At 65.7% G+C, this 13261-nt stretch carries 10 protein-coding genes; 9 read left to right on the forward strand and 1 reads right to left on the reverse strand.

All coding sequences use genetic code 11. From position 1 onward, the window contains the following. The first annotated feature begins 112 nt into the window (after window positions 1-112). The 9 genes from CKW06_RS02095 to hglS all read left to right on the forward strand — a co-directional run bounded on the left by CKW06_RS02095 (window position 113) and on the right by hglS (window position 11240). Window positions 113-1603: a transglutaminase-like domain-containing protein gene (locus tag CKW06_RS02095; protein WP_024957149.1), complete on the forward strand. Its 1491-nt coding sequence runs from the start codon at window positions 113-115 to the stop codon at window positions 1601-1603. Between the two features lie 51 nt (window positions 1604-1654). Beyond that, the gene (locus tag CKW06_RS02100; protein WP_024957148.1) at window positions 1655-4678 is read left to right on the forward strand and encodes a TonB-dependent receptor; all 3024 of its coding nucleotides are present in this window, start codon (window positions 1655-1657) and stop codon (window positions 4676-4678) included. A gap of 55 nt (window positions 4679-4733) precedes the next feature. Then, complete coding sequence (locus CKW06_RS02105; protein WP_024957147.1) at window positions 4734-6287, forward strand: serine hydrolase domain-containing protein; 1554 nt, start codon at window positions 4734-4736, stop codon at window positions 6285-6287. Further along, window positions 6220-6933, forward strand: coding sequence for a M15 family metallopeptidase (locus CKW06_RS02110; protein ID WP_032963637.1), 714 nt, complete (start codon window positions 6220-6222; stop codon window positions 6931-6933). Before CKW06_RS02105 ends, CKW06_RS02110 begins: the two co-directional genes overlap by 68 nt. Before the next feature lie 398 nt (window positions 6934-7331). Next, complete coding sequence (locus CKW06_RS02115) at window positions 7332-7703, forward strand: hypothetical protein (protein WP_012478956.1); 372 nt, start codon at window positions 7332-7334, stop codon at window positions 7701-7703. 232 nt (window positions 7704-7935) lie between these two features. Continuing rightward, the gene (locus tag CKW06_RS02120) at window positions 7936-8352 is read left to right on the forward strand and encodes an EF-hand domain-containing protein (RefSeq protein ID WP_005407824.1); all 417 of its coding nucleotides are present in this window, start codon (window positions 7936-7938) and stop codon (window positions 8350-8352) included. Between the two features lie 84 nt (window positions 8353-8436). Beyond that, entirely contained in the window at window positions 8437-9189 is a 753-nt protein-coding gene (locus CKW06_RS02125; protein WP_012478958.1) for an HAD family hydrolase, read from the forward strand. A 31-nt stretch (window positions 9190-9220) separates the two neighbouring features. Then, window positions 9221-9709, forward strand: coding sequence for a hypothetical protein (locus CKW06_RS02130; RefSeq protein ID WP_012478959.1), 489 nt, complete (start codon window positions 9221-9223; stop codon window positions 9707-9709). A gap of 166 nt (window positions 9710-9875) precedes the next feature. Further along, complete coding sequence (hglS, locus tag CKW06_RS02135; protein ID WP_012478960.1) at window positions 9876-11240, forward strand: 2-oxoadipate dioxygenase/decarboxylase HglS; 1365 nt, start codon at window positions 9876-9878, stop codon at window positions 11238-11240. A 173-nt stretch (window positions 11241-11413) separates the two neighbouring features. Here hglS and scpC read toward each other — a convergent pair whose 3' ends face one another. Then, window positions 11414-12928: a succinyl-CoA:acetate CoA-transferase ScpC gene (gene scpC, locus CKW06_RS02140; protein WP_005407828.1), complete on the reverse strand. Its 1515-nt coding sequence runs from the start codon at window positions 12926-12928 to the stop codon at window positions 11414-11416. Window positions 12929-13261 lie beyond the last annotated feature (333 nt).

The raw sequence follows: 13261 nt of genomic DNA on the forward strand, positions 1-13261 counted from the left end.
ATGCCTGTTGGAATATTTATTCCTTTTGGCATCGAAAGCAAGAATAAATTATTGACCGGCATCCCGGCCCGTGTTACACAGCCGTTACCACCCGCGCTGGGGAAGTGTCGCTGTGGAGTCTGCCGTTCGCAAACCGCGTCTGCCTGCTGCTGCCGGCCTGTGTGCCGCGCTGCTGCTGTGGGTGTGGTCGGCGGGAGCGGAACCGCCGCCCTCGGCCGTCCAGTTTGCGCGCGTCGTGCAGATGATCGACGCGGGACGGTTCTTTGAAGCTCACAGCGAACTGAACACCTGGTCGGCCGCCGACGCGGCGGAGCCTGGCGTCAGTTTCGACGACATCGCGTTCCAGGAAGAACGCATGCGCCGCATCCGCCAGGATTTTTCCCTCGACGAAACCGCCGCCAAGGCGGCCGTGCGCCGCTGGATTCCCGACCTGACCGACGAGGAGTTCGCGCGGTGGGATCAACTCGGCCTGATCGAGCATCTCGATATCGATGGTACGCGTTGGTATTTCAAGCGTGCACCGTCGAACCTGTTCCTGCTCAGTGACGAAGCACGCGCACGCCGCCGCGCGGATGCACCGATGTCACCGCCAGGCCCGAACGAAGTGCTCAACGCGCACCACGCGCGCGTGCTTGCCGCGGCCGAACAGAGTGGTCAGGCGTCGGTGCTGCCGCAGCGCATTGAATTCACCCAGTCGCTCACGGTGAAGGCCGACGCCGTGCCAGCCGGCGAAACCGTACGCGCCTGGATTCCATACCCGCGCGAGATCCCCGGCCAGCAGGAACAGGTGCAGTGGCTGGGCGGCGCCCCGGCCAAGGCACGGGTGGCACCGGCCAGTACCCTGCAGCGCACCGCCTATCTGGAAGCCAAAGCCGTAGCCGGCAAGCCGACCCGGTTCGAGATCCGCTATGCGGTAACGGTCTTCGCGCGACACACCGCGATCGATCCCGCGAAGTTGCAGGCCACCCCGAATGATCCCGCATTGAAGCCCTATCTGGCCGAGCAGCTGCCGCATGTGCGCTTCACCCCGGCGCTGAAGCTGTTCTCCGACCAGGTGCTGCAGGGCGAGACGCGCCCCTATGAAGTGGTGCGCAAGCTGTTTGCTGCCGTGGACCGCATTCCATGGGCCGGTGCGCGCGAATACTCGACGCTCAGCAACATCAGCGATTACGGGCTGCGCGCCGGCCATGCCGACTGTGGCCAGCAGACCCTGCTGCTGATTGCGCTGCTGCGCATGAACGGCATTCCTGCACGCTGGCAGTCGGGCATGGTGTTCTCCGACGATGGCAGCGGCTACAACAACCTGCATGACTGGGGACAGGTTTACCTGGCGCCATACGGCTGGCTGCCGATGGACGTGACCACCGGCGCGCTTGCCAGCGATGTGCCTGCACTGCGCGATTTCTATCTGGGTGGCCTCGACGGCTACCGCATTGCTTTCAACGACGATTTCGGCCAGCCCTTCGTGCCGGCCAAGCAGCACTTCCGCTCGGAAACGGTCGACTCGCAGCGCGGCGAGGCCGAGTGGGCAGGCGGCAACCTGTACTTCGACCAATGGAGCTACGACTTCCAGTGGCGGGTACTGCCAGCCAGGCAACGCTAGCGCGACACATCGCATTCCACACCATTCAATTCTTGCAGGAGAGAGCAGGGGATGAAGGCTTACAGCATCAAGCGGGCGGCGTTGTGCGTCGCCCTCGGGGCGTGTCTGGGCGTAGTGCTGCCCGGCATCGCGATGGCACAGAACGTGAGCGGTGCAGTCGCCGGCCGTGCAACCGCCGGTGACCAGGTGACCGTGGTCAGCAGCAGCACCGGCCTGACCCGTACCGTCACCGTAGGCGCCGATGGCAGCTACCGCCTCGGCCAGCTGCCGGTGGGTGACTACCAGCTGCAGCTCAGCCGCGATGGCCAGAAGCTGGGCGACCAGGTATCGGTGAGCGTTGCCGTCGGCGGTACCACCACGGTCAACCTGGGCAGCGGCGGCGGTGTCACCAACCTGGATGCACTGCAGGTGGTTGGCACCCGCGTGGTCAACCGCGTGGATGTGTACTCCACCGAAACCTCGTTCAACATCAACCGCCAGGAGATCTCGCGGCTGCCGGTAGCGCAGGATCTGTCCGCGGTCGCGCTGTTGGCGCCGGGCGTGGTCGGCGGCAACTCGTCATTCGGAGGCCTGTCGTTCGCCGGTTCATCGGTGGCCGAGAATGCGGTCTTCATCAACGGCCTGAATGTCACCGACATGTATACCCGTCGTGGCTTCAGCACCGCGCCGTTCGCCTTCTTCAAGGAATTCCAGGTCAAGACCGGTGGCTACTCGGTCGAGTTCGGCCGCTCCACCGGTGGCGTGATCAATGCAGTGACCCGTTCGGGCAGCAACGAATTCGAAGGCGGCGTTGAAGTCACCGCCGAGCCCAGTGCGTGGCGCGCCAGTGGCGGCGATCATTTCCACCGCGACGGCACCCCGCATTCCTACGGAAGCCGCGACAACAACTCCTTCCTGAAGACCAACGTCTGGGGTTCGGGGCCGATCGTCATGGACAAGCTGTTCCTGTTCGCGATGTACGAGGACCGCAGCGACAAGGGCCACAACACCTCGTCCGATGGCAGTACCTGGTTCAAGAACGACTCCGGCAACGGCTTCTGGGGCACCAAGCTGGACTGGAACATCAACGACAACCACAGCCTGGCGCTGCTGGCGTTCTCCGACGAGGGCGATGTCACCAACGCGTCGTACGGCTACAACTGGAATGCGGACCGGATCGGTTCCTGGGGCGGCGACTCGGTCACCGAGACCGGCGGCCGCAACTGGTCGGCCACCTACACCGGCCACTTCGGCCAGAATTTCACCGCGCGCGCCATGGTCGGCCAGAACAAGCAGCGTGCCTTCACCAATTCGTCGCTGGACCAGGCCTGCAGCCCGGTGTTCACCGACAGCACCTACGGCCCGCGGCTGGGCAAGCTGCAGGGGCTGCGCGCGGGCTGCCACCCGACCGGCGCGGCGGTGGCCGAGCGCGATGACACCCGCGATGTCGCGCGCCTGGATTTCGAATGGCAGCTCGGTGATCACCTGCTGCGCTTCGGTGTCGACCGCGAACTGATGACCACCAAGCAGTCCACCCGTTACCCAGGGCCGACCGAGCTGAGCTACACCGCCTACGTGGCGCGCCCCGGCGATGAAGTGTGGGATGGCGCCAACGCCTACGTACCGGCTGGCGTCACCGAGATGCTGCGCGCTCGCAACCGCCGCTCCGGCGGCACCTTCGAGACCGAGGCCAATGCCTTCTACCTGGAAGACATCTGGAACATCACCCCGAACCTGATGCTGAACCTCGGCGTGCGCTGGGACCGCTTCGAGAACCGCACCGCCGCCGGCAAGGCGTTCATCAAGATGGACGACCTGATCGCGCCACGCGTCGGTTTCTCGTGGGACATGCGCGGTGATGGCAGCACCAAGCTGTTCGGCAACGCCGGCCGTTACTACCTGCCGGTCACCAACAACATCAACGTGAACTTTGCCGGTGGCCTGACCGACGAATACAGCTATTACGTGCTGAACGGCTGGGAGCAGAAAACCTCGCCGACCGGTTCGCCGTACATGGCACCGATTGTTGGCCAGCAGATCGGGCCGACCGACACCCGCATGAACACCGGCGGTGCCGACCTGCGCCAGAGCGTGGACCGCGATCTGAAGGCGGTCTACCAGGACGAATACATCCTGGGCTTCCAGAACATGATCAACCAGGCCTGGTCGTGGGGCGTCAATGCCACCTACCGGCGCATGACCCGCGCGCTGGATGACATCCGCATCAACTACACCCCGTGCGGCCCGACCCCCAGCACGCTGTGGCCGATCGCCAACCCGGGCGAGAGCCTGACGATCTGGGGCGACAAGAGCATCGGTTGCGCCAACGAAGGCTGGATCACCATCGACACCGCCAACAGCGGCTATCGAAAGGGCGGCAGTGGCGAGGTTATCGGTTACTCCAAGCCCAAGCGCACCTACAAGGCGCTGGAGTTCCAGATCGACCGTGCGTGGGACGAGAAGTGGATGTTCAACGCGTCCTATCTGTGGTCCAAGAGCGAGGGCAACTTCGAAGGCCCGGTAAACTCCGATACCAACTACGGCGACACCGGCATGGTGCAGTTCTGGGACCACCCGGCCACCAATGAACGCTATGGTGTTCTGTTCAACGATTTCCGCCATCAGTTCAAGCTGCGTGCCGCGTATGCGCTGAACAAGCAGTGGTCGTTCGGCACCACGCTGCAGGTGCAGTCCGGTGGCCCGATCACCGCCTACGGCGTGATGTGGCCGAACGACTCCATCGCCGGTGGCAGCACGTCCAGTGAAGGCAGTGGTGGTGGCACCGGTTGGCTGTGCGTGGCCAACTGTTCGGGCCCGTACAACCAGCGCCAGTTCGAGTACAGCCCGCGCGGCGCGTTTGGTCGCCTGCCGTGGACCTGGACCATGGGCGCCAACGTGACCTGGCGCCTGCCGGTGGAGGGCATCGACCTCAGCGCCCGGTTGTCGGTGTACAACCTGTTCAACAACCAGAAGACCATCAACGTGCACCAGCGCTACGAGGCGCAGCCCGGCCAGTATCGCGAGGCGACGTTCGCTACCGGTACGCGCTGGCAGGCACCGCGCTACACCCAGCTGGTGGTGACCTGGAACTTCTGAGGCCACGATCCGCGCCGTCCACCGTGACGGCGCGGGCAATGGAGGGGCTGCCCGCATGCACCACCTGCTGATCCTCGCGGCGGCACTGGCCGCACCGTCCGCTTCGTCGGTCGACAGTGCAGCCATCGAGGCCGACATCGCGACCGTGGTCCGGGCCGAGCATCTGCCTGGGCTGGCGTTGGCGGTGGTCGAGAACGGACAGGTGGTCCATCGCCATGCAGAGGGGGCGCGCGGCGATGGCGGCCGCATCGACGAGGACACGCTGTTCAAGATCGCCTCCAACAGCAAGGCGATGACCGCCGCACTGCTGGCGCGGTTGGTGCAGCAGGGCACGCTGCGCTGGGATGATCCGGTGCAGCGGCATCTGCCGGGCTTCCGCATGCACGATGCGTGGGTGGGCGCGCAGATGCAGGTGCGCGACCTGCTGATCCACAACAGTGGCCTTGGCCTGGGCGCCGGGGACCTGATGCTGTGGCCGGAGCCGAACGCGTTCACCCGCGCCGACATCATTGCAGGGCTGGCGCACCTGAAACCGGTCAGCAGCTTCCGCAGCCACTATGCCTACGACAACCTGATGTATGTGGTGGCCGGCGAGGTGGCGGCGGCAGCGGGTGGCAAGCCGTATGACCAGCTGATGCGCGAGCAGGTGTTCGAACCACTGGGCATGACGCGCTGCCAGGTGGGTGCGTGGTCGGTGAAACGCGTGGGCAACGTGGCACAGCCGCATGCCTGGCGTGGTGAACGCAACGAGGTGGCGAACGCCGATGCTGCGATCAGCCCGGACCTGCCCTCGATGGCGGCGGGAGGCATCCGTTGTTCGCTGCGCGACATGACACGCTGGATGCAGGTCTTGCTCGATCCCGCGCTGGTGCCGGATTGGCTGGGCAGCGAGCAGCGGCGCACGCTGTGGACTCTGCACATGCCAATGCCGTTGGGTGAACGCCAGCGGCGCTGGGACAACGCGCATTTCTACGGTTATGGATATGGCTGGCGGGTGTCGGACATGGACGGGCAGTGGAAGGTGGCGCATACCGGCACGTTGTCGGGCATGTACTCGTCGCTGGCATTGCTTCCTGACCGCAGGGTCGGCGTGGTGATGCTGATCAACGGCGAAGGCGAGGATGCACGCACGGCGCTGATGCAGGCCACGCTGAAGCGCTTCACCGCACCAGACGATGCGCGCCCTGCGATGGAGTACCTGGCCGAACTGAAGGCTGACCGGGCAGCGCAGGCAGCATCTGGCCATCAACGGCCAGCGACCACCGCCGCACAGCCGGCACGCGGCAATGACCTGCCGCGTTGGCAGGGCCGCTACTCCGACCCCTGGCTGGGCCCGGCTTCGCTGTGCCTGGGCAAGGATGGCCTGCGCTTCAGCGTGGACAAGTCGCCCAGGCTGCAAGCGGCCGTGCTGCAACTGCAGGGGCGCTGGCTGCTGCGCTGGGATACGCTGGGTGACGAGGCGCAGGCGTGGCTGCAGCCGGGCGAGGGCCCGGCACCGACACTGGACCTGCGTGCCATCGATCCGGACATCGACTTCAGCTATGACTTCCAGGACCTGCATTTCACTCGTACTGGCGACTGCCCTGGCGGCGACCGCCGACGCCGCTGAGCCACCGCGCGTTTCGCCGGCCACCGATGCGGCCAGCGCCGGATTGGTGGAAATCCGCACATTGTCGCCAGGCATCGACATGGACATCCGATACGCCAATGCCAACAACTTCACCGGCGCGCGCGTGCCCGGCTATGAGGCGCCATCCTGCTACCTGCTGGCGCCCGTGGCGAAAGCGCTGGCGCTGGTGGAACAGGATCTGCGCGCGCAGGGATTTGGCCTGCGCCTCTACGACTGCTACCGGCCGGTGCGCTCGGTGCAGGCCTTCATGGCCTGGGTGAACGATCCGCGCGAACTCTCGCGCAAGGCACAGCAGTACCCGGACCTGGACAAGCCACGGCTGCTGGCCGACGGCTACATCGCCGAGCGTTCTGGCCATAGTCGTGGCGCCACGGTTGATCTTGGCCTGCTGGATTGCCGCACTGGCGCCTGCACGCCGCTGGACATGGGTACCGACTTCGATTTCTTTGGCCCGCGCGCGCATACCCGGACGAGCGGGCTGAGCACTGTGCAGCAGGCGAACCGCCAGCAGCTGGTGCAGGCGATGGCACGCCACGGCTTCGTCAACTATCCGCAGGAGTGGTGGCACTACACCCTGCAGCCCGAACCGGATCCCGGCACCGCGTACGACGTCCCGGTACGGTAGGGGTATCGGCAGGGCTGCGCCCTGCACCCGCGGTAGTGCCGGCCGCTGGCCGGCAACATCAGACGCAACAGCAACAGCGTGCATTCCGTGGGATGGCTTGGCGGTGCCGGAGTGCGGGGACGCCGTAAATCCGTCCATGGAGGCTTGGCAGCCGCATCCATGCGGCTGACACCCCGCACTCCGGCGCCGCCCAGCCTCTGACAGTTTCCCGCGCGGTCCGTTGTAGAGCCGAGTCCATGCTCGGCTGCTCTTTGTTCGTCGGCTGCTTCTTGTTCAATCGTCGAGATACTCGATCTCGATGGAGATTCATCCACGCATGGCGTGGATCTACTGGGGCTACCGGATTGGGGCCGGGGCAGATCCCTTACACTGGCCGCCTCTTCATCCCTGCCCACCCGATGAACCTTCCCCTGCACTTCGGCCTGCTCGGTACCCTGGAAGCCGGCGCCATCGCCCTGCTGGTCGGGCTGCTGGTGTACTTCCTGTGGTCGCAGCTGTGCCGGCTCCTGCACTGGACCGCGGGTCACGCGATCGGGTGGTCCTGTGTCATCGCCGTGATCATCTCCGCCGGCATCGATGCATGGAAGCTGTTCTACATGGGCATCGTGCGGCTGGAGTCGCCGCTGTACGCGCGCCTGTTCCTGGCCACCATCCACGATCCGAACGAACTCGGCAGCCGCGTGGTGCTGGAAATCGCCGGTGCGCTCGCCGGTGTTGCGCTGGGGTGGGTGTTGTTCAGTTCGCGGTCATCGGAAAAAACCGTCGACTGACGCAGGTTTTTCGTTGGTTGCCGGTTAAATCCGGCAGCGCTGAATGCGCATCTTATGAGCTGCTCACTTGCTGCTAACCACCGTGCTAATGCATGCGCGGGGGCGAGTGGTTAATGGTGCGTGTTGACGCGGGTCGCGGGGCAAAATCGATTCAGAAACGGGGTGGCAGGGTAGGTGCCGTGCGGAGACAACACGCCGCGCAACACCACCCAATTGGCAGGAGACACCCCTGATGACTATTCGCAACCGCAAGCCCCTGATCGCCCTGATCGTCGCCGCTGGCAGCGTGCTGGCCATTCCGGCGATGGCCCAGTCGGCCAAGCAGCAGGCGGCGCATGCGCAGAACGAGGCCGCACAGGCCCAGCAGGCGGCTGCACAGGCCGGCCAGGCCGCCGACCAGGCGACCAACGCTGCCGCAGCCGCATCGGCGCAGGCCAACGGCGGTGGCCAGACCTGGGCCAGCATCGATACCGATGGCAACGGCACCATCAGCAAGACCGAGGCGCAGGTGAACGCGGGCCTGGCCCAGGTGTTCGACCAGGCTGATACCAACAAGGACGGCGAGCTGAGCGCCGATGAGTACAAGGCCTATGTGGCCGCCCAGCAGGCCGGCGCCGGCGGCGCAGCGCAGGGTGCGCAGGGCAGGTAAGACCTGTATCGGGGCGTATGGGAACCCGGGCGGCTTCGGCCGCCCGGGTTTTTTTCGTCACCACGGCCCCTGTATCCTTGCGCGATGAACACCTCCACGCCTGCGCCGTCGCGCGCCATCGGCCTGGTCGGTTTTGACGGTGACGATACGCTGTGGAAGAGCGAGGACTACTACCGCAAGGCCGAGCAGGACTACCTTGACCTGCTGTCGCGCTACGTCGACGTGCACGACACCCAGACCGCGCGCCACCTGCTGGAAGTGCAGCAGCGCCACTTGGGCACCTTCGGCTACGGCGTGAAGAGCATGACGCTGTCGATGATCGAAGCGGCCATCGACATCACCGGGCAGCGCATCGAAGCGAAGGACATCCAGCGCATCCTGGATATCGGCCACGACACCCTGCGCCACCCGGTCGAACTGATCGACGGTGTGCGCGAAGCGGTGGCGGCCATCGCCGAGCACTACCCGGTGGTGCTGATCACCAAGGGCGACCTGTTCCACCAGGAAGCGAAGATCAAGGTCGCCAACCTGGGCGAGCTGTTCCCGCGCATCGAGATCGTCTCGGAGAAGGACCCGGAAACCTACGCCCGCGTGCTGGCCGAATTCGATCTGCCCATGCAGCGCTTCGTGATGGTCGGCAACTCGCTGCGTTCGGACATCGAGCCGGTGGTTACCCTGGGTGGCTGGGGCGTGCATACCCCGTACGCAGTGACCTGGGCCCACGAGACCCAGCACGGCGTGGCCGATGATGAACCGCGCATGGTCACCGCCGATACCGCCCACGACTGGCCGGCCGCACTGGCGGCGATCGAAGCCAAGGCCGCTGCGGCGGCCTGACAGGGCCCGGCGGCTGCGGCAGAATCGGGGCATGAATTACCGACTGCGCGTGTTGCTGTTGTCCCTGCTGCTGGCGCCGGCCACCGTGCTGGCCCAGCAGACCGCCGAGCGTTCGGCTGCGTATGAGGTGGCAACCGGCGACAGCTGGGTTGATGCCCAGCTGCAGGACATCAACCATTACGCCGAACGCTACCCGGATGCCTTTCTCGATGAGGTATCGCGCTATGCCGACGTGCCCCGTGGCTACATCAGCGCGCTGTTCACCACCCATGGCTGGCAGGCCGGGGACATCTATTTCGCCTGCTTCTGGGCCAAGGCCAGTGGCCAGACCTGCCGCGACAGCGTGCGCGCCTTCAGCCAGGACCCGGACGGCGGCTGGGAAGCGGTGGTGAAGCGGATGCCCACCAAGCCGGACAACCTGCATTACCGTGCCGTGCGCCACGCCATCGTGGCCAGCTACCAGCACTGGGACCGGCCGATCACCCTGGATGCCACCCTGAAGCGCCAGCTCAAGCGGTAGTGCCGGCCGCTGGCCGGCAATTGCACCCTTCCAGGCATCCGGAGATTGCCGGCCAGCGGCCGGCACTACCGGTTTGTTTCATGTTGCTCTGCATATCGCCGCCACCGCGCGCTCCGGCGACAATACGGGTCCGAGCTGTTCCCCCGTTCCCGTAATCGAGTGACTGATGAGCGCCTCTTTGGTTTCGCCTGATGTGATCCGCCGCCTGTTCGCACAGGCCATGTCCCGCATGTACCGCACCGAAGTGCCGCTGTACGGCACGCTGGTGGAACTGGTGGAGCGGATCAACGCGCAGGTGCTGGAGCAGGATCCGGCGCTGGCCGCGCAGCTGCAGCGCAACGACGAGCGCGCACGCCTGGATGAAGAGCGCCACGGCGCGATCCGCGTCGGCACCGTGCAGGAACTGGCCACGCTGCGCCGCCTGTTCGCCGTGATGGGCATGTACCCGGTCGGCTACTACGACCTGTCGGTCGCGGGCGTGCCGGTGCATTCCACCGCGTTCCGCCCGCTCACCGGCGCGGCGCTGGCGCAGAATCCGTTCCGCGTGTTCACCTCGCTGCTGCGCCTGGAGCTGATCGAAGACGAAGCGCTGCGTGCCGAATCGGCGAAAATCCTTGCGCGCCGCCGCATCTTCACCGACGGCGCGCTGGCGCTGATCGACCAGGCCGAGCGTGACGGTGGCCTGGCGCAGGCCGATGCCGAGCGCTTCGTCGAGGAAGCACTGGAAACCTTCCGCTGGCACGGCGATGCCACGGTCGACCTGCCGACCTACCACGCGCTGCACAACGCGCACCGCCTGGTGGCCGACGTGGTCAGTTTCCGTGGCCCGCACATCAATCACCTGACACCGCGCACGCTGGACATCGACGCTGCGCAGGCGGCGATGATCGAACACGGCATGGCGGCCAAGGCGGTGATCGAGGGCCCGCCGCGCCGCGCCTGCCCGATCCTGCTGCGCCAGACCAGCTTCAAGGCACTGGAAGAGGCCGTGCATTTCCCGGGCGGCGAAGGCGGCGATGCCGGCACCCATACCGCGCGCTTCGGCGAGATCGAACAGCGCGGCCTTGCGCTTACCCCGAAGGGCCGCGCGCTGTACGACCAGCTGTTGTCCCAGGCCCGCGATGCCGGTGGCGAAGGCAGCACCGGCGGCGACTACGGCCAGCGCCTGCAGGCGGTGTTCGCCAGCTTCCCGGATGACCATGACACGCTGCGCCAGGAAGGACTGGGCTATTACCGCTACCAGCTGACCGACGCCGGCCGTGCCGCGCCCGAGCGCGTGGCGGATCTGCCGGCTGAAGTGCTCGTGGCCGCCGGCCTGGCCACGGCCGACCCGATCGTCTATGAGGATTTCCTGCCGGTCAGTGCCGCGGGCATCTTCCAGTCGAACCTGGGTGGTGAAGAACAGCGCGCCTATGCCGCACATGCCAACCGCGAGGCCTTTGAGCAGGCGCTGGGCGTGGCGGTGAATGACGAGTTCGAGATCTACGAGCGGCTGCAGGCCGAATCGCTAGCGAGCCTGCGCATCGCGTGAAGGTAGAGCCGGCCGCTGGCCGGCTGTTGGGGAAGCCGGCCAGCGGCCGGCACTACCCGATTCCGTAGCTGGGGTCAGAGCCCTTTCCTGTGGAAAGGGATCCGACCCCGACGTTGCGCATGATCGGGGTCAGATCCCCTTTTGGTAGAAAAGGGCTCTGACCCCCAACGCAATCAGCCCTTCATCGTTCCGGTATCCAGCCAACGCTGGTGCCACGACAGCGCTTCCGGCAGCAGGTGCGGGGTGTGCTTGCCGTAGCTCTCGCGGCTGGCGCGGTCGAAGTAATCCTGCAGCTGCGGACGGAAATCCGGATGCGCGCAGTTGTCGATCAGCACCTGCGCGCGCTTGCGCGGGGTCAGGCCACGCAGGTCGGCCAGGCCCTGTTCGGTGACGATCACCGACACGTCGTGCTCGGTGTGGTCGACATGGCTGGCCATCGGCACGATCGCCGAAATGGTGCCGTTCTTCGCGGTGGACGGGCTCAGGAACGCCGACAGGAAACCGTTGCGGGCGAAGTCGCCGGAACCGCCGATGCCGTTCATGATCCGCGTGCCCATCACGTGCGTCGAATTGACGTTGCCGTAGATGTCCACCTCGATCATGCCGTTCATGCCGATGCAGCCCAGGCGGCGCACCAGTTCCGGATGGTTGGAGATTTCCTGCGTGCGCATGATGATGCGCTCGCGGTAGAAATCGATGTTCTCCTTGAACGTCTCGTTGGCCTGCGGGCTCAGCGCGAAACCCGTGCACGAGGCATAGCTCAGCACGCCGTCGCGCAGCAGGTCGAGCATGCCGTCCTGGATCACTTCGGTGAACGCGGCCAGGTCGCGGAAACCGCTCTTGGCCAGGCCGGCCAGCACCGCGTTGGGAATGTTGCCCACGCCCGACTGCAGCGGCAGCAGGTTCGGCGGCAGGCGGCCCTTCTTCACCTCATGCTTGAGGAACTCGATCAGGTGCGAGGCGATCTGTTCGCTGGTCGCATCGATCGGGCTGAACGGGCTGTTGCGGTCCGGGCCGTTGGTGCGTACCACGGCCACGATCTTGTCCGGGTCGCAGCGCAGCGCGGTGTCGCCGATGCGGTCGTTGGCGTTCACCAGCGGAATCGGTTTGCGGTGCGGCGGCAGCGCGGTGCCGTAGTAGATGTCATGCATGCCGTCGACGCCGGCCGGCTGCCATTCGTTGACCTCGACGATCACCTTCTTCGCCAGGTCCAGCCAGGTCTTGTTGTTGCCGACCGAGGTGGAGGGCACCAGCGAGCCATCCTCGCGGATGGCCGAGACTTCGATCACGGCGGTATCGATCTCGCCGTAGAAGCCGAACCACACGTGCTGGGCAACGTGGCTGAGGTGGATGTCGATGTAATCCAGCTTGCCCTCGTTGATGCGGTTGCGCGCATCCGGGTCGCTCTGGAACGGCATGCGCATGGCGATGCCATCGGCCTTGGCCAGCGCGCCATCGAGTTCCGGCGCGGTGGAGGCGCCGGTCATCAGCTTGATCTGGAAAGGGTTGCCCTGGGCATGCACCGCTTCAATGCGGCGGGCCAGTTCGACGGGAACGGCCTTGGGATACCCGGAGCCGGTAAAGCCGCTCATGGCCACGGTTTCACCGGGCTGGATCAGCGCGGCTGCGGCCTCTGCGGAGACCACGCGGTCACGGAGACGCGCGTTGGCGATGCGATCAACAGACATGACGACACGTGTTGCTGGGGGGAATTCCGATTATCGGCCATCCTCATCCGTACGGGGGGTTCTACCTTCGTGGAATGGCTTTTCCCCAGGGGCTCACCCAAACCCGTCGGTTTTGTTTTGCAGTGCAGCGTGCAAAGTGCTTTCGCAGCCCGCACGATGGCCCTGCATCCCGACGTGGGGGAGGGAGCAGAGCCCGCTGGCAGTTCGCTGCAAGCGGGCTTTTTTATTGCCTGTCGCCCAGTATGAATACGCGGCCTCCATTGTTGGTAATGCCGGCCGCTAACCGGCAGATCCGTTGACTTGGTAGTGCCGGCCGCTGGCCGGCAGATCCGA

The organism is Stenotrophomonas maltophilia, from assembly GCF_900186865.1.
GTDB classification, from domain to species: Bacteria; Pseudomonadota; Gammaproteobacteria; order Xanthomonadales; family Xanthomonadaceae; genus Stenotrophomonas; species Stenotrophomonas maltophilia.